We start from the raw sequence: 19,984 nt of genomic DNA, 5'->3' as shown, positions 1-19,984 counted from the left end.
AGCCTGCGTCCATGACGGTCCTGAAGAACCTGCACCAGGAGTTGTCCCGCTTCCGGCTGCGCCTGATCGCGGCGGCGGGCTTCGTGCTGTTCTGCTTCGCGCTGCTGATGGCGCGGCTGATCTATCTGCAGGTGCTGCAGCACGACCGCTTCGCGGAGCGCGCCGAGCTCAACCGCGTGACCGTGGTGCCCATCGTGCCCAACCGCGGCCTGATCCAGGACCGCAACGGCGTGGTGCTGGCCAGCAACTACTCGGCCTACACGCTGGAGATTACGCCATCCAAGGTGGCGGACCTGGAAGAGACCATCAACGAGCTCGCCCAGGTGCTGGAGATCCAGCCGCGCGACCGTCGCCGCTTCAAGCGCCTGATGGAGGAGAGCAAGAACTTCGAGTCGCTGCCGATACGGACCAAGCTCAGCGACAACGAGGTGGCGCGCTTCGCCGCGCAGCGCTACCGCTTCCCCGGCGTGGAAATCAAGGCGCGGCTGTTCCGCAGCTATCCGCTGGGCGAGGTGGGCAGCCATCTGCTGGGCTATATCGGGCGCATCAACCAGGCCGAGAAGAAGGCCATGGACGACTGGCCCGAGGAAGATGTGGCCAACTACCGCGGCACCGAGTACATCGGCAAGCTGGGGCTGGAGCAAGCCTACGAGCGCGAGCTGCACGGCGTCACCGGCTTCGAGGAGGTCGAGACCAGCGCCGGTGGCCGCGCGGTGCGCCGCCTGGACCACCGGCCGCCGACGCCGGGCAACAGCCTGAAGCTGTCGGTGGACATCAAGCTGCAGGCCCTGGTGGAGCAGCTGTTCGGCGAGCGCCGCGGCGCGCTGGTGGCCATGGATCCGCGCAACGGTGAGGTGCTGGCCTTCGTCTCCAAGCCCACCTTCGACCCCAACCTGTTCGTCGACGGCATCGACGCGGACAGCTGGAAGGAGCTCAACGAGTCCATCGACAAGCCGCTGCTGAACCGCGCGCTGCGCGGTACCTATCCGCCCGGCTCCACCTTCAAGCCCTTCATGGCCATGGCCGCGCTGCACAGCGGCAAGCGCTCGCCGAGCACGGTGATCATGGACAACCTGACCTACAGCTTCGGCGGCCGCACCTTCGGCAGCCCGGAGACGGACCGGCCGGGCCCCAAGGACATGCGGCTGGCCATCGTCAGCTCGTCCAACGTCTATTTCTATTCGCTCGCCAACGAGATGGGCGTGGACCTGATCCACGACGAGCTGGAGCCCTTCGGCTTCGGCCGCAAGACCGAGATCGACCTGCTGGGCGAACTGACCGGTGACCTGCCCAGCACCGAGTGGAAGCGCAAGAAGTTCCGCCGCCCGGAGCAGCAGAAGTGGTATGCCGGCGAAACCATCTCGCTGGGCATCGGCCAGGGCTACAACAACTTCACCGTGCTGCAGATGGCCACCGCGATGTCCACCATGGCCACTGGCGGTCAGCGCTACCGGCCGCGTCTGGTGCAGGCCGTCGTCGACGTGGTCAAGCACGAGCAGCGGCGCATCTCCAGCGACGCGATGTCGCCGCTGGACCTCCGGCCCGAGCATGTGCAGGTGATCCTCAACGCGATGAACGGCGTGACGCAGGAAGGCACCTCGCGCGGCGTGTTCGCCGGCGCGCCCTACCAGAGCGGCGGCAAGACCGGCACCGCGCAGGCCGTGGGCCTGAAGGCCGGCGAACGCTACAGCAGCATCAAGGCCGACGAACGCAAGCGCGACCATTCCTGGTACGTGGCCTTCGCGCCGGCGCAGCAGCCCACGGTGGCTCTGGCGGTGATCGTCGAGAACGCCGGCTGGGGCTCGGCCGCCGCGGCGCCGATCGCGCGGCGCGTGTTCGACTATCTGCTGCTGGGGCAGTACCCCAGCGAAGAGGACATCGCGCTGGTGCAGCAGGGCAAGGCCACCGCGCCGGTGGGCCAGCCGCGCCGCGCGGCCGATGTGCCGCTGGTGGGCCAGGGCGGCCCGGTGGCCGCACTGGCGGCCAGTTCCGCATCGGCTGCGGCGGCCGCGGCGGCGAACGCGGCGGCGGCGTCCGTGCCGGCCTCGGGGCCCGCGTCGGCCCCGGCCCCAGACGGAAAGGGAGTGCGATGAGGTCCGTGCTGAGCAAGCCGAGCTGGTGGCAGCGGCTGCGGCCCTGGTTCCAGGGTTTCGACCTGCCGCTGCTGCTGGCCCTGGGCTGGTTGATGGGCCTGGGCCTGCTGTGCATGTACTCGGCCGGCTATGACCATGGCACCCGCTTCGTCGACCATGCGCGCAACATGGTGCTGGCCATGGGCGTTCTCTTCCTGGCCGCGCAGGTGCCGCCGCAGCGCTTGATGCAGCTGGCCGTGCCGTTGTACAGCGTGGGCGTGGTGCTGCTGGTCGCGGTCGCGGTCTTTGGTGTCACCAAGAAGGGCGCGACGCGCTGGCTGAACATCGGCGTGACGCAGATCCAGCCTTCGGAGCTGCTGAAGATCGCGACGCCGCTGATGCTGGCCTGGTGGTTCCAGCGCCGCGAGGGGCAGCTGCGCCTGCCCGACTTCGTTGCCGCGTTCGCGCTGCTGGCCGTGCCGGTGGGGCTGATCGCCAAGCAGCCCGACCTGGGCACGGCGCTGCTGGTGCTGGCCGCGGGGCTCTACGTGATTTTCTTCGCCGGGCTGTCGTGGCGGCTGATCCTGCCGGTGATGCTGCTCGCTGCCGCCGGCATCACCGCGCTGGTGATGAGCGAGGAGCAGATCTGCCAGCCCGATGTGGACTGGCCGGTGCTGCGCGAATACCAGAAGCACCGCGTCTGCACGCTGCTGGACCCGACCAAGGACCCGCTGGGCAAGGGCTTCCACATCATCCAGGGCGAGATTGCGATCGGCTCTGGCGGCCTCACCGGCAAGGGCTTCATGAAGGGCACCCAGACCCATCTGGAGTTCATCCCCGAGCGCACCACCGACTTCATCTTCGCCGCCTTCGGCGAGGAGTTCGGGCTGGCCGGCGCGGTGGCGCTGCTGGTGGGCTTCAGTGCGCTGATCCTGCGCGGGCTGATGATCGCGTCCGAGGCGCCGACCCTGTTCGGGCGTCTGCTCGCGGGGGCCGTCACGCTGTCCTTCTTCACCTATGTCTTCGTGAACATGGGCATGGTCAGCGGCATCCTGCCGGTGGTGGGCGTGCCGCTGCCCTTCATCTCCTATGGCGGCACCGCCATGGTGAGCCTGGGACTGGCGCTGGGCATGCTGATGTCCATCGCGCGCAGCCGCGGCGCGATGCGGCGCTGAGCCCGTCCCGGAGCGGCTCAGTCCGGCGCCGGGGCGTCGGGCGGCTGCGCCGGATGGGCGGCGAAGCGCACCGTGAAGCGGGCGCCCGGGCCCAGGCCCAGCTCCTCGGCCTGGCGGCGCGGGCGGGTGTCGTCCAGTGAGACCTCGGCCTCATGCGCCTGCGCGATCTCGCGCACGATGGCCAGCCCCAGCCCGGAGCCGTCGACATTGGTGCCCAGCGCGCGGTAGAAGGGCTGGAAGACCTGCTCGCGCTCGCTCTCGGGAATGCCGGGGCCCGAGTCCTCGACTTGCAGCACGCAGACCTGGCCGAAGGGATCTTCGACGACGCGCACCGTGACCGTGCCGCCGCGCGGGGTGTACAGCAGCGCGTTGTCGACCAGGTTGCGGATCAGCTCGCGGATCAGCAGCGGCTGGCCCCAGATGCGCAGGCCGGCCTGGGCTTCGTCCGGGCCTTCATAGCCCAGGTCCAGGCGCTTGTCCATCGCGCGCGGCACGAAGTCGCGCACCGTTTCCATCGCCAGCTCTGAGAGGTTGACCTCGCTGCGCCGCATTGCGTGTTCCTGGTCCTCGGCGCGGGCCATGGCCAGCAGCTGGTTGACCATGTGGGCCGCGCGCTGGCTGGACAGCGCGATCTGCTGCAGCGAACGCTTGAGCTCGGCCGGCGAGCTGCGCCCCTCGTCGATTTCGCGCTGGGCCAGCTCGGCTTGGGTGCGCAGGCCCGCCAGCGGCGTCTTCAGCTGATGGGCCGCGTCGGCCAGGAAGTGCTTCTGCGAGCGGATGGACTGGTCCAGCCGGTCCAGCAAGTCGTTGATCGCATGCACCAGCGGCGCCACTTCGTCGGGGATGCGGCGTTCGTCGATGGGGCTGAGGTCGGAACTGTCGCGCGAGCGGATGCGCCGTTGCAGATCGTTCAGCGGCGCGATGCCGCGCGCCAGCGCCATCCACACCAGCAGCACCGCCAGCGGCAGGATCACGAACTGCGGCAGGATCACGCCCTTGATGATCTCGTTGGTCAGGCGCGAGCGCTTGCCCAGGGTCTCGGCCACCTGGACCAGCATGGTGCGGCGGCTGTCCGTGCTGCCTTCCGGGGCCACCCACAGATAGGCCACGCGCACGGTCTCGTTGTCGACCTCGTCGTCGCGGAAGTGCAGCTCCCAGGGCACGACGCTGCTGTCGCTCTCGGGCACCGGCAGTCCGCGGTCGCCGCTGAGGAACTCGCCGCGCAGGCCCAGCACCTGGTAATACACCGTGTCGGCTTCGTCGGCGCGCAGCAGCGCGGCGGCCTCGGGCGCCAACGCATAGCGCGAGCGACGACTGCCGGCGGGCTGTTCGCTGGCCACCTGCAAGCCCAGCGAGCGCGCCATCTCGCCCAGTTCCCGGTCATAGGGTTTGCTGGCGATGTTCTGCGCCACCAGCCAGGTCAGCGCGACGCTGATGGGCCAGATGACCAGCAACGGGGCCAGCATCCAGTCCAGGATCTCGCCGAACAGCGAGCGATGGCTGGATTCAGCGGCCATGCGGCGTCATTCAGCCGGGGATCTTTTCCAGGCAATAGCCCAGGCCGCGCACGGTGGCGATGCGGATCGGGCCTTGCTCGATCTTCTTGCGCAGGCGGTGGATGTAGACCTCGATCGCGTTGTTGCTGACCTCTTCGCCCCATTCGCACAGGCGCTCGACCAGCTGGTCCTTGCTGACCAGGCGGCCGGCGCGCTGCAGCAGCACCTCCAGCAGCGACAGCTCGCGCGCCGACAGCTCCACCATCTGGTCATTGATGTAGGCCACGCGGCCGGTGGCGTCAAAGGACAGCGGGCCATGTTTGATCACGCTGGACGCCGTGCCCAGGCCGCGGCGCGTCAGCGCGCGTACGCGCGCCTCCAGTTCCTGCAGCGAGAAGGGCTTGGCCATGTAGTCGTCGGCGCCCAGGTCCAGGCCCTTGACGCGCTCCTCGATGCTGTCGGCAGCGGTGAGGATCAGCACCGGCACCGAGCTGCCGCGCGCGCGCAGGCGCCGCAGCACCTCCAGCCCATGCAGCTTGGGCAGCCCCAGATCCAGAATCAGCAGATCGAACTCATGCGAAGCCAGCGCGGCATCCGCCTCGCTGCCGCTGCCCACCTGGTCCACGGCGTAGCCGCAGGCGCGCAGCGAGCGCAACAGTCCGTCGGCCAGCACTTGGTCGTCTTCGGCGATCAGGATGCGCATTGCTTGTCTCCGCCGGTGGATTTGTGGATGAGCCGGCCTTGCGATTGTAGGAGCGATGCCAGGGGGCGCCCGCCGCTCGGCCTTGCCGCGGATGCTCATCGATGGAGGGCGTCGCGCACCCCCGTCGAGGCGTTGAGCACGCCCGCTCAGGAACGTTGAGAGACGGTCTCTGACAGGCGGCCAGGAGTCGGGGAGGCTGAAGGTTCGGCAGGCGATAGCCATTCGGCGTCGCACTGCCTCCGTCCTTCACGCCAATGGCTGGGTCGGGTGGAGGCCGTGAGACGCGCCAACCACTGTACAGATATCCAGTTTCAGCCATAATGCGCCCCATCACACAGGAGAGATTCCCATGGACGCCGTCGCCAAGCAGCCCAACACCGAGAAAGCCAAGGCCCTGCAGGCCGCCCTTGCCCAGATCGAGAAGCAGTTCGGCAAGGGCTCCATCATGCGCCTGGGCGAAGGCGAGAAGATCGAGGACATCCAGGTCGTCTCCACCGGCTCGCTGGGCCTGGACATCGCGCTGGGCGTCGGTGGCCTGCCGCGCGGCCGCGTGATCGAGATCTACGGTCCGGAATCCTCCGGCAAGACCACGCTGACGCTGCAGGTCATCGCGCAGATGCAGAAGCTGCAGGGGGTCTGCGCCTTCATCGACGCCGAGCACGCGCTGGACGTGCAGTACGCGCAGAAGCTGGGCGTCAACCTGCAGGACCTGCTGATCAGCCAGCCCGACACCGGCGAGCAGGCCCTGGAGATCGTCGACGCGCTGGTGCGCTCCGGCTCGGTGGACCTGATCATTGTCGACTCGGTCGCGGCGCTGACCCCCAAGGCCGAACTGGAAGGCGAGATGGGCGACGCGCTGCCGGGCCTGCAGGCGCGGCTGATGAGCCAGGCGCTGCGCAAGCTTACCGCGACCATCAAGAAGACCAACTGCACGGTCGTCTTCATCAACCAGATCCGCATGAAGATCGGCGTGATGTTCGGTAGCCCCGAGACCACGACCGGCGGCAATGCGCTGAAGTTCTACGCCTCGGTGCGCCTGGACATCCGCCGCATCGGCTCGATCAAGAAGGGCGAGGAAGTGATCGGCTCCGAGACCAAGGTCAAGGTCGTGAAGAACAAGGTCTCGCCGCCGTTCAAGACGGCCGAGTTCGACATCCTGTACGGCGAAGGCATCAGCCGCGAAGGCGAGATCATTGACATGGGCGTGGCCGCCAAGGTGGTGGACAAGTCCGGTGCCTGGTATGCCTACGGTGGCGAGAAGATCGGCCAGGGCAAGGACAACGCGCGCGAGTTCCTGCGCGAAAACCCCGACCTGGCGGTGGAGATCGAAAACAAGATCCGCGAATCGCTGGGCATCCCGCTGCTGGGCGTGAGCGGCGCCAACGCGGAGTAAGCCGCGATGTGGGCCTCGGCGTCCGACATGGCGCTGGTGCGCCGTCTCTGGGCCTGCTACCAGTCGCGTGACTGGGCGGCGGCCCAGGCCCTGTTCCATCCCGAGGCTTGCTGCCTGTGGTGGAGCACCGGCGAGCGCTTCGATGGCGCCGCCGGTGTGGTCCATGTGAATGCCATCTATCCCGAGGGCTGGCGGCTGCACTTGCTGTCGCTGAATGCACTGCTGGGCGACACGGATGCGTCCACCGGGCCGCCAGCGGCCAGCGTCGTCACGCAGGAAGCCGACTGCGCCGGTCCGGTGCCGGGCCTGGCCCGGGTCCACAGCCTGCTGCGCGTCGACCATGGTGGCGACAGCTTCTATGCCAACAGCTTCTTCGGTCTGCGCGGCGGGCTGATCGTCCGGGTGGACGAGTACTGGAGCGACTGCAAGGCGCCCCCCGCCTGGCGCGCCGAGGCCGATCCGGCGCTGCCGGGCCGTCAGAGCATGCGGCCGGATTTGCGCGACGGCTGGTCCTTGTCCCGCCACGAATGAAGCGCGCCAGTGCTGCCTCGCCCGGTCTGTCGTTGAAGGCGCGGGCGATCGCGCTGCTGGCCCAGCGTGAACACAGCAGCGCCGAACTGCGCCGCAAGCTGTTGCGCCTGGCGCAGCAGATCGCGCTGGCGCGCGTTGACGACGAGGCCTTGCCCGCCTCGCCGCCCGACGAGGAGGCCGTGGCCGAGGAGGTCGATGCCTTGCTGGCCTGGCTGCAGGCGCAGGGTTATCTGGACGAGGCGCGCTTCGTGGAATCGCGGGTGCATGCGCGATCGGGCCGCTGGGGCCAGCAGCGCATCGCGCAGGAATTGGCCCAGCATGGCTTGAGCCTGTCGGCCGAACAGCGTGAGGCGCTGGCTGCCAGCGAACTGGAGCGCGCGCGCGACATCTGGCAGCACAAGTTCGGCGGGCAAGTACCCGTGACGCCAGCGGACAAGGCCAGGCAGTTGCGCTTCCTGCTGGGGCGTGGCTTCTCGGCCGCGCTGGTTCAGCGGCTGTGGCGTTCGACATCGGACGAGTGAGGGGCGGCCGACGTGGCCGGCCCTCGCGCCCGGGTCAGCCCCGTGACAGGCTTGCCGCAGCGCAGCATGCTACATTGGCGGCTTCGCAAGCCCTGCCCGCTGCTGTCTCCGATGAAGCCGCGGGCGTGTTTTTGCGCGTTTGCACCGGTCTATGTCTGTCTCCGCCTCCCCCGCGCGTCAATTGCTGCATCGTCGAAGCCTCGACGTGCAGGTCTATGCGCGCGACGACGGGCTGTTCGACGTCGAGGCGGAGTTGAAGGACCTGAAGAACTGCGATCTGCCGCTGGCGGCCGGGCTGCGCAAGGTGGGCGAACCGCTGCACCACATGCGGCTGGTGCTGGTGGTGGACCGCGAGCTGACGATTCGTTCGGCCGGTTCTTCGACGGACTGGATGCCCTATCCGGGCCATTGCGAGCACCATGGCGACGCCTACCGCGCGTTGGTCGGGCTGAACCTGTTCAAGGGCTTTCGCGCCGGCGTCAAGGAGCGGCTGGCCGGCGTCAAGGGGTGTACCCATCTCACCGAGCTGTGCCAGATCCTGCCGACGGCGGTGATCCAGGCCCTGGCCGGCGTGGTGCTGGACACCCGCGAGGGCAGCGCCGATGGCCGGCCGCCCTTCCAGCTGGACCGCTGCCATGCGCTGCGCGCCGACGGACCCGTGGTGCAAACTCATTACCCCCGCTGGTATCGCGGCAGGCCGGCCACCCCGGCGCCGCTGCCCGCTTCCTCTTCCTGACCATCCAACAAGCGAGACGTCCCTATGAAGATTCACGAGTACCAGGGCAAGGAAATCCTGCGCCAGTTCGGCGTGCCCGTGCCGCGCGGCATTCCTGCGTTCACGGTGCAAGAAGCGGTGGAAGCCGCGCAAAAGCTGGGCGGCCCGGTCTGGGTGGTGAAGGCTCAGATCCACGCCGGTGGCCGTGGCAAGGGTGGCGGCGTGAAGGTCGCCAAGACCCTGGACGACGTGAAGGCGCTGTCGGAAAAGATTCTCGGCATGCAACTGGTCACGCACCAGACCGGCGCTGAAGGCCAGAAGGTTCGCCGCCTGTACATCGAGGATGGCGCCGACATCCAGAAGGAATACTACGTCTCGCTGGTGACCGACCGTGGCACGCAGAAGGTGGCCCTGATCGCCTCCAGCGAAGGCGGCATGGACATCGAGGAAGTGGCGCACGCCACGCCCGAGAAGATCGTCACCGAGTACATCGACCCGCTGGCCGGCCTGACCGCCGAGCAGGCGAAGAAGGTGGCCGCGGCCATCGGCATGAGCGGCCACACCGTGGACCAGGCCGTGGACCTGCTGCAGAAGCTGTACAAGTGCTACATGGACACCGACGCGTCGCTGGTTGAGATCAACCCGCTGAACTGCGACTCCAAGGGCAACCTGATCGCGCTGGACGCCAAGTTCAACTTCGACGCCAACGCGCTGTTCCGCCATCCCGAGATCGTCGCCTACCGCGATCTGGACGAAGAGGATCCGGCGGAAGTCGAGGCCTCCAAGTTCGACCTCGCCTACATCTCGCTGGACGGCAACATCGGCTGCCTGGTGAACGGCGCCGGCCTGGCCATGTCGACCATGGACACCATCAAGCTGTTCGGCGGCGAGCCGGCCAACTTCCTGGACGTGGGCGGTGGCGCGACGGCCGAGAAGGTGACCGAGGCCTTCAAGATCATGCTGAAGAACAAGGCCGTGAAGGGCATTCTGGTCAACATCTTCGGCGGCATCATGAAGTGCGACACCATCGCCGAAGGCGTGATCACGGCCTGCAAGGCGGTGAACCTGTCGGTGCCGCTGGTCGTGCGCATGAAGGGCACGAACGAAGAGCTGGGCAAGAAGATGCTGGCCGAGTCCGGCCTGCCCATCATCTCGGCCGACACGATGGCCGAAGCCGCGACCAAGATCGTCGCTGCCGTCAAGTAATCGCTGCCCCAGCCTGAGGATACAAACATGAGCATCTACATCAACAAGGACACCAAGGTCATCACCCAGGGCATCACGGGCAAGACCGGTCAGTTCCACACCCTGGGCTGCCAGGCCTATGCGAACGGCAAGAACGCCTTTGTCGCGGGCGTGAACCCGAAGAAGGCGGGCGAGAAGTTCTCCGACATCCCCATCTACGCCACCGTCAAGGAAGCCTCGACCCAGACCGGCGCCACCGTCTCCGTGATCTACGTGCCGCCCGCGGGCGCTGCCGCGGCGATCTGGGAAGCGGTCGAGGCCGACCTGGACCTGGTGATCTGCATCACCGAAGGCATTCCCGTGCGCGACATGCTGATGGTGCGCAACCAGATGAAGGCCAAGGAAGCCGCCGGCGGCAAGAAAACCCTGCTGCTGGGCCCCAACTGCCCGGGCCTGATCACGCCGGAAGAAATCAAGATCGGCATCATGCCCGGCCACATCCACAAGAAGGGCCGCGTGGGCGTGGTGTCGCGCTCCGGCACGCTGACCTATGAAGCCGTGGCGCAGCTGACCGAGCTGGGCATCGGCCAGTCGTCCGCCGTGGGCATTGGTGGCGACCCGATCAACGGCCTGAAGCACATCGACGTGATGAAGGCCTTCAACGACGATCCGGACACCGACGCCGTGATCATGATCGGCGAGATCGGCGGTCCCGACGAGGCCGAAGCCGCGCGCTGGTGCAAGGCCAACATGAAGAAGCCGGTGGTCGGCTTCATCGCCGGCGTCACCGCCCCTCCGGGCAAGCGCATGGGCCACGCCGGCGCGCTGATCTCCGGCGGCGCCGACACGGCCGACGCCAAGCTGGCCATCATGGAAGAGTGCGGCTTCACCGTGACCCGCAACCCGTCCGAGATGGGCAAGCTGCTCAAGGGCCTGCTGTAAGCGCAGACCCTGGCCCTGCGGTGCGCCCGTCGCGCCGCAGCGCCGGACCAAGACAAGAGGGGCGCTCGCGCCCCTCTTTCTCATTTCGGGGTGGCGCGCCGGCATTCGCTAGACTGTGCGCCGGGCCTTCTGCCCCAGGGACCCCCACGGCTCAATCACATGGACATGCTCACAAGCCCCGAGTTCTGGCTCGCCGTTGGCCAGATCATCATGATCGACATCCTGCTGGGTGGCGACAACGCCGTCGTCATCGCGCTGGCCTGCCGCAAGCTGCCCGCGGCGCAGCGCACCCGGGGCATTCTCTGGGGCACGGCCGGCGCCATCGTGCTGCGTGTGGTGCTGATCTTCTTCGCGCTGACGCTGCTGAAGCTGCCGGCGCTCAAGCTGATTGGCGGCCTGTTGCTGCTGTGGATCGGCATCAAGCTGATGCTGCCCGAGGGCGATGACGAGCACGCCAACATCCAGGCCAGCGACAAGCTGTGGGCCGCAGTGAAGACCGTGATCGTGGCCGACTTCGTGATGAGCCTGGACAACGTCATCGCAATCGCCGGCGCCGCCGAAGGCGCGGGCGGCACGCACCAGATGCCACTGGTGATCTTCGGGCTGCTGGTGTCCATTCCCATCATCGTCTGGGGCAGCCAGCTGGTGATCAAGCTGATGGACCGCTTCCCCGTCGTCATCGTGCTGGGGGCGATGCTGCTGGGTTGGATCGCCGGCACCATGATGGTGGGCGACCCGCTGCTGTCCGGCCATGTGCCCATGGTCGCGGGGGCCAAGGCCGGCGCGCAGCAGGTGCTGCCGGCGCTGTACTACGGCTGCGGCATTGCCGGCGCGTTGCTGGTGCTGGGCCTGGGCCGGTTGCTGGCGGCGCGCGCCCAGCCGCAGGGCTGATCCTCAAGGGAGACGCAGATGGGCACCGGTGGTTTCCTGAAGCGTCTGCTGGGGCGAGCGTCGGCCGAATCCGCGCCTGCGGAGTCCGAGCTGCCCACGACGCAGCCCGTGCCCCATGTGATCGAGCCCGCGTCGCTGCAGGACTATCGGCTGGGCGAGGAGATCGGCCGTGGCGCGATGGCCGTGGTCTACAAGGCCACGCACCTGCCCAGCCGCCGCCAGGTGGCGGTCAAGCGCCTGGCGCTGCAGCGCGAGTTCGCGGCCGAGGATCTGGCCGATGTCAAACAGCGCTTCATGCGCGAGGCCTCGGCCGCCCGCCATCTGCAGCATCCCGACATCCTGCAGGTGCTGGAGGCCGGCCAGACCCCGGACGGCCACGACACCTGGATTGCGATGGAGTACGTGTTGGGGCGCGACCTCAGCCATCACACGCGCCCCGGCCAGCTGTTGCCGGTCGGCGAGGCCTTGAAGCTGGGCGCTCGTCTGGCGCGCGCGCTGCACTATGCCCACAGCCAGGGCGTGGTCCACCGCGACATCAAGCCGGCCAACGTGATGCTGGATCGCGTGGGCAACGCGCTCAAGATCATGGACTTCGGCATCGCGCGCATGGCCGATGGCAGCCGCACCCGGACGGGCCTGGTGCTGGGCACGCCGTCCTACATGTCGCCCGAGCAACTGGCCGGCCTGCCGGTGGACGGCCGCAGCGATCTGTACTCGCTGGGCGTGATGCTCTACCAGTTGCTGACCGGGCGGCTGCCGCATCAGTCGGACTCGATGGCCCAGCTGATGTACCAGATCGCCAACCAGCCGGCGCCCGACGTGCGCCATTTGCGAGCCGAGCTGCCGGAGTCGCTCGCGCTGGTGCTGGCGCTGGCGCTTGAGAAGCGACCCGAGCTGCGCTATCAGAGCGGCGAACAGCTGGCGCAGGACCTGGAGGCGGTGCTGGCCCAACTCGATCCGGCGCTTGCGGCATCTTCTGGTCCCGCTGGCAATCCACCCAACGTGGGGGAGTCCGCAGCCTTCGCGGATACTTTACGCTTGAGGCCTCAGGACCCGGGGCAAAATGAGCCTCCCTCTTCCGACGAGCCACCCAGAACCACATGACCCTGGAGTTCTTCAGCGCCACCGACACCGGCCGCGTGCGCAGCAACAACGAGGATTCGGTGGCCGTGGATGAGCGGGTGGGGCTGGCCGTGCTGGCCGACGGCATGGGTGGCTACAACGCCGGCGAGGTGGCCAGCCAGATGTTGACCAGCTTCATCCGCAACGAGCTGGGACGCTGGCTGCAGGAGGCGGGCGATCGCGTATCCGGTCAGGACGTGCGCCGCGCGATGGACATCTGCGTCGACAACGCCAATCGCGCCATCTTCAACGCGGCCAACACCAACCCTCGCTATGCCGGCATGGGGACGACGCTGGTGCTGGCGGTGTTCCGCCCGCAGGGGCTGCTGCTGGGCCATGTGGGGGATTCGCGCGCCTATCGACTGCGCGGCAGCCAGCTGATGCAGCTGACCCGTGACCACTCGCTGCTGCAAGAGCAGCTTGACGCGGGCCTGCTGACGCCCGAGGAAGCGGTGTTCTCCAACAACCGCAACCTGGTGACCCGCGCCGTGGGCGTGGAAGATACCGTGATGCTGGAGTTGCACGAGCACGAGGTGCAGCCGGGCGACCTCTATCTGCTGTGCAGCGACGGCCTGTCGGACATGATCGACGAGCTCAGCCTGCAGCAGTTGCTGCAAAGCCACCCCGACCTGCCCGAGGCCTCCCAGGCCCTCATTGATGCCGCCAATGACATGGGCGGCAAGGATAATATTGCGGTCGTGCTGATTCGTGCAGAAAGTCGCACGAAAGCGCGCGTTTGGTGGCCCTTCAGTCTGGGTTCGGGCCGCCGATGAATCCACAGGTCCCCGCCCTCTGCGGGGGCGAGACAGGTCGGGCGGCGCCGTCCTTTCTCGAAATGCCGCCGGAACCGCGGCAACGAAGCAATAACTCGAGGTCAAGCATGGGCAAGCTGGTGGTATCGCTGGATGGCGTGGTGATCAAGGAGGTCCAGATCACCAAGGACAAGACCACGCTCGGCCGCCGGCCGTACAACGACATCGTGATCGACAACCTGGCCGTCAGCGGTGAGCACGCCGTGCTGCAGATGGTGGGGGCCGACGTCTTCATCGAAGACCTGAACTCCACCAACGGCACCTACATCAACGGCAAGGCGGTCAAGAAGCAGCTGCTGGCGCAGAACGACGTCATCGAGATCGGCAAGTACAAGATCAAATACCTGTCCGAGGACAGCGCCGATTACGAAAAGACCATGATCCTGCGCCCCAGCGCGGCGCCCAGTTCGGGCTTCGGCCTGCCTTCGGGCTTTGGCGGGCTGCCTCCCGCGGCCAGCAACAGCTTGCCGGCCGCGATCAAGGTGCTCAATGGCCCGGCCGCCGGCCGCGAGGTCAGCCTGACCAAGGTCGTCACCACGGTGGGCAAGCCCGGCGTGCAGGTGGCCTCCATCACCAAGAGGCCCAGCGGCTATGTGTTCGCGCATGTGGAAGGTGCCTCCCGTCCGCTGGTCAATGGCACGCCGCTGACCGGTGAATCGGTGGCGCTGAAGAACGGCGACCTCATCGAGCTGGCCGGCACGCAGATGCAGTTCGTGCAGGCCTGACCGGGCCGCGTGCAGCTTTTCACGCGCTGCCCGGCCGCGCTGGCCGGGATGTCCAATAAGTCCCCGAATCGAGAAATCGGCGCTTAGCGCCAGTCCCGGCTGGTTCTACAGTCCCGCACATGATGATTCGCGTGCTGGGGTGCTCCGGGGCGATAGCCGCCGGATACCGAACCACCTCCTTCCTGCTGGATGACGACATCCTGATCGACGCCGGGAGCGGCGTGGGCGATCTGGATCTGGATGCGCTCGCGCGCATCGACCACATCCTGGTCAGCCATTCGCATCTGGACCATGTGATGTCCATCGCGCTGTTGGCCGATGCCGTGCTGCGCCGCCGCCTGCAGGCCGGCCGACCGCCCATCCAGGTCTATGCGTTGGCGCCCACCGTGCTGGCCCTGCGCACCCATGTGTTCAACGGTGTGATCTGGCCCGATTTCACCCGTCTGCCATCGCCCGAGCAGCCGGCACTGCGTTTCCAGGTGATCGACACCGGCCAGCAGCTGGATCTCGGCGGCCGACGCATCGAGGTGCTGAGCGCGCGTCACACCGTGCCTGCCGTCGGTTTTGCCGTGGACACCGGCCCCGCCGGCTGGTGGGTGTACACCGGCGACACCGGTCCCAACCCCGAGCTCTGGGCCCGGCTTTCCGAGCTCAAGGTGGCCGACCTGGTCATCGAGACCGCTTTTGGCGACGACGAACAAGAGCTGGCGCAGGTCAGTCGCCATTTGTGCCCGTCGCTGCTGACCGAGGAACTGACCCAGCTCTCCCAGCCCACCCGGCTCCACATCACCCATGTGAAACCCGGCGAAGAGGCGGCCGTGATGGCGGAGTTGGTGACGCTGGAGACGCCCCATGCACCGGCTTTGCTGGAGGCGGGGCATGTGTTTCGCTGGGGTTGATGCGCAGTTGCCCGCACTTGTGGGATGACCGGAGGCCGAGCCATGCTGCAAGCTTTCGGAGTGACACATCCTGGCCGCGCGGGCCTGGAATGACCATTTTGGTCAGCGACGAGTGACGCGTTTTGTCAGCCCAGATGCCGTCCAGGCCATATTTCGTGACGTACATCACATATTGCAAGGCGGTGCGGCTGGCACGACCCCTGCATTTAGGGGGATATCTCAACCCCTCCTTGAAGGAGCTCTCATGAAACGCGTTCAACAAGGCTTCACGCTGATCGAACTGATGATCGTCGTGGCCATCATCGGCATCCTGGCGGCGGTGGCGCTGCCGGCGTATCGTGATTACACGGTGCGTGCCAATGTCTCGGAGCTGATCGCTGCGACCACCCAGCCTAAAACAAATATCCAGGAGTGGTACACCGTCAAGGGTACGATGCCGACTACTGCAGATATTCCAATGCCGGCGATTCCTAATAACGGCGTTCTTGGTGGTATTGCATTTGACGGAACCAAGATTACCGTGACCGGTAGCAGCAAGGTCAGTCAGCTTAGTGGTAAAACTTTGGAAATCGTGGCGAACTCGAATAACGAGTCTATTTCTTGGAAGTGCCAAGCGGGCTCCTCCAATCCGATTGATCTGAAGTATCTGCCCGCCAGCTGCAAGGGCTCGTGATTTTCTTAAGACTGCTTGAAGGGGCCCGAAGGGCCCCTTTTCCGTTGGATCAACGCATGCTGGTGACAGGACTTGGTTTCTATGCGGGTTTTGCTCCCCTAGTTCATCTGCTACTGGTACAGGGCCGCAGCGCACATGACTTTGCGCGAATTACAGAAGCTTTGCTGTTGCTCAGCGTATCGCTGCTGTGCCTATGGGGTTGGCCTCGTAAGTCCGTCCGCGTGGGTCTCTTTACAGCGTTGACCTGGTCGGTGACCAGTGGGTTGTATTCGGTGCAGCCAGGAACAGCTATGCGCGAGTTGGCGCTATTGCTGGGGCTTGTCGTATTGGCTGCCTCTGTGTCCAGGCTGGCGGAGGAGATGCGTTCGCGGCTACTGATGTGGCTTCAAGCGGGCTTGCTTGTCTACGGCGCGATTTTCTTGCTGAGCTTGGCCATGGTGTTGCTCAGTGAGGGCCAAGTGCAATCGCAAGAATTGGTCTTTGGCTATGACAACCCCAGGTTTCTGAACCATGTTCAAACGGTGGGGCTGCCGCTGGCGCTGGCCGTATCCCTTAGTGCTACCCGAAAAGACCTGCGTTGGATGGGGCTCGCCACGGCGTTTCTTTGTGCGTTCATCGCGACTTTTCTGGTGGCCCGTGCCACCCTTCTGGCCACCGTTGTCGCAACGGTTGCTGTTGGCTTGGCGATGGGGCGGCAAGCACGCCCCTATGTCGGTCGCGCGGCAGTCACGATCGGCATGGGCGGGGTGCTGGGCTTGCTGACGCTGAAGTGGTTTGGCGTCAGTGTGATGGAGGCGGTGGGTAACACCGCCAGCGCCAATGCGCGTCTGCTGCTCTGGCGCTATGCGCTGGACGACGCGGCGCAGTCCTGGCTGGGGGTTGGGCCCATGCACTTTTCCCGTGTGCCCAGGGGCGATGCGGCTCACCCCCACAATTTCTACCTGCAGACGGCCGCCGAACTGGGCTGGCCCGCGGCCCTGGCTTTGCTCGCGGCGGTCTTGTATGGGCTCTGGTGCCTGTTGCGCCGGCTGAGAGCGAGGCGTGAGCAGGAAGCTCAGGCCTGGGGGCCGGGTCTGGTGGCGGCCTGCATCGCGATCGCGGTTGACGCCGGGCTGTCGGGCAACCTCGTGATGCCTCTACCGCAAGTCTGGGTGGCCATCGCCGTTGGGTTGGCCTGCGCCTGGTACAAGGCAGACACTCCATCCGAGGTTCCTGCCAGACGTCGGGTTTCCGTGGGGCATCTGGCGGTGGCTGCAATCATGGCGGTCCATCTTGGCGTGGCCTGGATGGAGTACCGCCAACCTTCTCCCCATTTGTCGGCCAGCCGCTGGATCAACAAGGTAGAAGGGCAAGAGATGCGGCCGCGCTATTGGCTGCATGGTTGGTTCTGAGGAAGATGACGATGCATGGGTCCTTGATGAAGTCGCGCCTGACGGCTGCCGGACTCCATATTCTTGGCAGCATATTGGTGGCCGGCTTGGCCGCAGCGCTGGTCTTTGGGTTGTGGTACCCGTCCCCCTATCGGACGGTATCGGGCGGCGCGGAGCTGTTCCTGCTGTTGGTCTCGGTCGATGTGATCATGGGGCCCCTGATCACGCTGGCGGTGTTCGACGTTCGCAAGCCTCGTCGCGAATTGGTTCGGGACATGTGCGTCGTCGTCATGCTGCAGCTGGCCGCCCTGGGCTACGGCCTCTACACCGTCCACCTCGCCCGCCCGGTCGCCCTGGTGCTGGAGGTGGACCGCTACCGCGTGGTGCCGGCGGTCGCCGTGGTGGAGTCCGAACTGCCCTTGGCGCCGCCCCCGCTGCGGACGCTGTCCTGGACTGGGCCCCGACTGCTGCGCATCGAGATGCCCCACGGAGAGGAAAAGGCCGAGGCCACGATGATGGGCCTGGCCGGGGTTGACCTGGGCATGCGGCCCAAGTACTGGCGTGCCTGGGACGACGAGGCGCGCCAGCAGGCCCTGAAGGTGGGCGTGTCTCTGGCGGATCTGCTGAAGAAGCATCCACAGGACCAGGCCGTCGGCGAAGAGGCGGCTCGCGCGGCGGGACGGCCGGTTGGCGATCTGCTGGTGATCCCCATGCTGGCGAGGCGCAGCGACTGGTCGGTGCTGGTTGACCGTTCCACGGGCGATCCGGTGGGCTTCGTGCCGCTGGACGGTTTCTGATCCTGACGCGCCAGGGCGCGCCGAGCAGATAGAGTGCGGGCTTCAGCCGCCGCCCCGAAGGGGCCGCGGTGCCTTGTTGCAAGCCCATGTCCTCATCCTCCTACCCGCCACCCACCGCGCATGCGCCAGGGCCCCATCTCGCCTGGCTCTGGCCTGGGCTGCTGATCGGCACGACGCTCGCACCGCTGCTGGCCTACAACCAGACGCCGTCGGCCACGCTGTACAACCAGTTGCTGGCGCTGGGTGGCTGGGGCTTGGTGCTGGTGGCTGCCGCCTGGTGGCGTCTGGCGCCTCTGGGGGGCGCCGGCTCTTGGGCGTCTCACGGGATGCGCGCGCCGTTGGGCGCGGTGCCGCGCTTCGTCGCCCGCCTGGGAGATGCCGGCCTGGCGTTGCTGATCATGACCTTGGCGGCGCTGGCCCCGCCGCTGCTGACGGGCCAGCCCTGGGCCATGGGCCTTGCCAGTGCCGGTCTGCTGGCTGCGGCGCTGGCCGTGACCCTGCTGGGGCAGGCGATACCCGCCAACCGGCGTGCGTCGGTGATGGATGCGCTGGCGGCGGCGCTGCTGCTGGCCGGTTTGCTGAGCGTGGCGGTCAGCGTGGTGCAGGTCTTCATGCCCGAACGGGCCGACGGCAGCTGGATCGCCCGGTCGGGACTGGCTGGCCGCGCCGTGGGCAATATGCGCCAGCCCAATCATCTGGCCAGCCTGCTGATGTGGGCCGCCGTCGCGGCGGTGTGGCTGGCGGAGGGCGGGGCGATCGCCCGCTGGCTGGGCGGCGAGCGGGTGAAGCGTGTGCTGTTGCCGCTGCTGCTGTTCGTGCTGGTGGCCACCATCGTGATGAGTGCGTCGCGCACCGGCATGCTGGGCGTGCTCATCCTGGCGCTGTGGGGCCTGCTGGACCGCCGCTTGCTGAGCCGCGCGACGCGCTGGGCCCTGCTCGCCACGCCGCTGATGCTGGGGCTGTCCTGGCTGCTGCTGGCCTGGTGGACGCACAGCCATGGCCAGGCCTTCGGGGCCGAGGCGCGGCTGGCGGAAGGGGCCGGGTCACCGTCCCGGCTGGCCATCCTGGCCAATGCCTGGACGCTGCTGAACCGGCATGCGCTCACCGGCGTGGGCTGGGGCGAGTTCAACCTGGCCTGGACGCTGACCCCCTTCCCCGACCGGCCCATCGCCTTCTTCGACCACACGCACAACCTGCCGCTGCAGCTGCTGGTGGAGCTGGGGTGGCCGCTGGGGCTGCTGGTGCTGGCGCTGCTGGCGCGGGCCCTGTTGCGGGCCTGGCGCAGGTCGGCGCAGCAGCCTGAGACACGCCAGGCGCTGGCGCAACGCGCGGCCTTCATGCTGGTGCTGGCCATCGGCCTGCACAGCCTGCTCGAGTACCCGCTGTGGTATGCGTACTTCCTGCTGCCGACCTGCTTCGCGCTGGGGCTGGCGCTGGGCGGGAGCGATGAGGGCGGTGGGGAAGGCGCGCAGCCGGTCGAGGGTGCCCGAGTGACCTGGGCGCTGGTGGGGGCGGCGATGACGCTGGCGGCGCTGCTGACGGTGGCCGACTATCGGCGCGTGGTGGTCATCTATGCGCCGCCGGCCAAGGCCGGATCCCTGGAGTCGCGCATCCGCGCGGGGCAGTCGTCACTGCTGTTTTCGCCGCAGGCCGACTATGCCGCGGCCACCACGCCCACGCCCAGCGCGCAGACGCTGGAGGCCGCGCGGCGCACCGGCCACCATCTGATCGACGTCAGACTGATGATGGCCTGGGCGCGGTCGCTGGATGCTGTGGGCGAGACCGACAAGGCGCGCTATCTGGTGCAGCGGCTCAAGGAGTTCCGCAGCCGTGCCGGCGACGAATGGCTGGCGGAGTGTGCCGCGGTGCCGACGGGCATCACGCCGCCCTTCCAGTGCCAGCCGCCGGAGCGGGACTACGATTACCGCGAACTGCGCTGAGCAAGGCCGTGTCCCGTTCCCG

General features: G+C 67.2%; 19 protein-coding genes. 17 read left to right on the top strand and 2 right to left on the bottom strand.

All coding sequences use genetic code 11. The annotated features are described in order from the left end of the window. The first annotated feature begins 11 nt into the window (after positions 1-11). Both mrdA and rodA read left to right on the top strand, forming a co-directional pair. On the top strand, positions 12-2,093 hold the full coding sequence (gene mrdA / locus LZ017_RS09610) for a penicillin-binding protein 2 (protein WP_241396547.1): 2,082 nt from the start codon (positions 12-14) through the stop codon (positions 2,091-2,093). Beyond that, the gene (rodA, locus tag LZ017_RS09605) at positions 2,090-3,247 is read left to right on the top strand and encodes a rod shape-determining protein RodA (protein ID WP_241396544.1); all 1,158 of its coding nucleotides are present in this window, start codon (positions 2,090-2,092) and stop codon (positions 3,245-3,247) included. The genes mrdA and rodA overlap by 4 nt, the downstream gene beginning before the upstream one ends. Before the next feature lie 17 nt (positions 3,248-3,264). On the opposite strand, the gene LZ017_RS09600 is transcribed toward rodA, so the two are convergent. Together LZ017_RS09600 and LZ017_RS09595 are read right to left on the bottom strand one after the other, a co-directional pair. Further along, positions 3,265-4,764: a sensor histidine kinase gene (locus LZ017_RS09600; protein ID WP_241396541.1), complete on the bottom strand. Its 1,500-nt coding sequence runs from the start codon at positions 4,762-4,764 to the stop codon at positions 3,265-3,267. Between the two features lie 10 nt (positions 4,765-4,774). Beyond that, positions 4,775-5,446, bottom strand: coding sequence for a response regulator transcription factor (locus LZ017_RS09595; RefSeq protein ID WP_241396538.1), 672 nt, complete (start codon positions 5,444-5,446; stop codon positions 4,775-4,777). Positions 5,447-5,795: 349 nt separating this feature from the next. Here LZ017_RS09595 and recA point away from each other — a divergent pair, with 349 nt between their 5' ends. The 15 genes from recA to LZ017_RS09515 all read left to right on the top strand — a co-directional run bounded on the left by recA (position 5,796) and on the right by LZ017_RS09515 (position 19,962). Continuing rightward, positions 5,796-6,839: a recombinase RecA gene (recA, locus tag LZ017_RS09590; protein WP_241396529.1), complete on the top strand. Its 1,044-nt coding sequence runs from the start codon at positions 5,796-5,798 to the stop codon at positions 6,837-6,839. A gap of 6 nt (positions 6,840-6,845) precedes the next feature. Then, positions 6,846-7,370, top strand: a complete 525-nt coding sequence (locus tag LZ017_RS09585) for a hypothetical protein (RefSeq protein ID WP_241396521.1) — start codon at positions 6,846-6,848, stop codon at positions 7,368-7,370. After that, the gene (locus LZ017_RS09580) at positions 7,367-7,891 is read left to right on the top strand and encodes a regulatory protein RecX (RefSeq protein ID WP_241396518.1); all 525 of its coding nucleotides are present in this window, start codon (positions 7,367-7,369) and stop codon (positions 7,889-7,891) included. The genes LZ017_RS09585 and LZ017_RS09580 overlap by 4 nt, the downstream gene beginning before the upstream one ends. A gap of 151 nt (positions 7,892-8,042) precedes the next feature. Continuing rightward, a complete protein-coding gene (locus LZ017_RS09575; RefSeq protein ID WP_241396516.1) occupies positions 8,043-8,627 on the top strand; it encodes a DUF2889 domain-containing protein in 585 nt (194 codons plus the stop codon). Positions 8,628-8,651: 24 nt separating this feature from the next. Continuing rightward, entirely contained in the window at positions 8,652-9,812 is a 1,161-nt protein-coding gene (gene sucC, locus LZ017_RS09570) for an ADP-forming succinate--CoA ligase subunit beta (protein ID WP_241396515.1), read from the top strand. A 27-nt stretch (positions 9,813-9,839) separates the two neighbouring features. Then, positions 9,840-10,733 carry a succinate--CoA ligase subunit alpha gene (gene sucD / locus LZ017_RS09565; RefSeq protein ID WP_241396512.1) on the top strand — a complete coding sequence of 298 codons (894 nt, stop codon included), beginning with the start codon at positions 9,840-9,842 and terminating at the stop codon, positions 10,731-10,733. Positions 10,734-10,892: 159 nt separating this feature from the next. Continuing rightward, positions 10,893-11,624: a TerC family protein gene (locus LZ017_RS09560; RefSeq protein WP_241396510.1), complete on the top strand. Its 732-nt coding sequence runs from the start codon at positions 10,893-10,895 to the stop codon at positions 11,622-11,624. A gap of 18 nt (positions 11,625-11,642) precedes the next feature. Further along, complete coding sequence (locus LZ017_RS09555) at positions 11,643-12,728, top strand: serine/threonine-protein kinase (protein ID WP_241396507.1); 1,086 nt, start codon at positions 11,643-11,645, stop codon at positions 12,726-12,728. Further along, positions 12,725-13,519, top strand: a complete 795-nt coding sequence (locus tag LZ017_RS09550) for a Stp1/IreP family PP2C-type Ser/Thr phosphatase (protein ID WP_241396505.1) — start codon at positions 12,725-12,727, stop codon at positions 13,517-13,519. The genes LZ017_RS09555 and LZ017_RS09550 overlap by 4 nt, the downstream gene beginning before the upstream one ends. Before the next feature lie 107 nt (positions 13,520-13,626). Beyond that, positions 13,627-14,283 carry an FHA domain-containing protein gene (locus LZ017_RS09545; protein WP_241396502.1) on the top strand — a complete coding sequence of 219 codons (657 nt, stop codon included), beginning with the start codon at positions 13,627-13,629 and terminating at the stop codon, positions 14,281-14,283. Between the two features lie 119 nt (positions 14,284-14,402). Beyond that, positions 14,403-15,182 carry an MBL fold metallo-hydrolase gene (locus LZ017_RS09540; RefSeq protein WP_241396500.1) on the top strand — a complete coding sequence of 260 codons (780 nt, stop codon included), beginning with the start codon at positions 14,403-14,405 and terminating at the stop codon, positions 15,180-15,182. Between the two features lie 244 nt (positions 15,183-15,426). Next, positions 15,427-15,855: a pilin gene (locus LZ017_RS09530; RefSeq protein WP_277604614.1), complete on the top strand. Its 429-nt coding sequence runs from the start codon at positions 15,427-15,429 to the stop codon at positions 15,853-15,855. Between the two features lie 56 nt (positions 15,856-15,911). After that, positions 15,912-17,246 (top strand): O-antigen ligase, encoded by a 1,335-nt coding sequence (locus LZ017_RS09525; protein ID WP_241396499.1) that lies wholly within the window; start codon positions 15,912-15,914, stop codon positions 17,244-17,246. Between the two features lie 26 nt (positions 17,247-17,272). Then, positions 17,273-18,022, top strand: coding sequence for a TfpX/TfpZ family type IV pilin accessory protein (gene tfpZ / locus LZ017_RS09520; protein ID WP_241396497.1), 750 nt, complete (start codon positions 17,273-17,275; stop codon positions 18,020-18,022). An 86-nt stretch (positions 18,023-18,108) separates the two neighbouring features. Continuing rightward, positions 18,109-19,962 (top strand): PglL family O-oligosaccharyltransferase, encoded by a 1,854-nt coding sequence (locus LZ017_RS09515; RefSeq protein ID WP_241396495.1) that lies wholly within the window; start codon positions 18,109-18,111, stop codon positions 19,960-19,962. The last annotated feature ends 22 nt before the right edge of the window (positions 19,963-19,984 follow it).

The organism is Pelomonas sp. CA6 (genome assembly GCF_022549225.1).
Classification (GTDB): Bacteria; Pseudomonadota; Gammaproteobacteria; order Burkholderiales; family Burkholderiaceae_C; genus Roseateles.
Note: the sequence above shows the minus strand (reverse complement) of the source record. Positions and strands in the feature narration are given on the sequence as shown.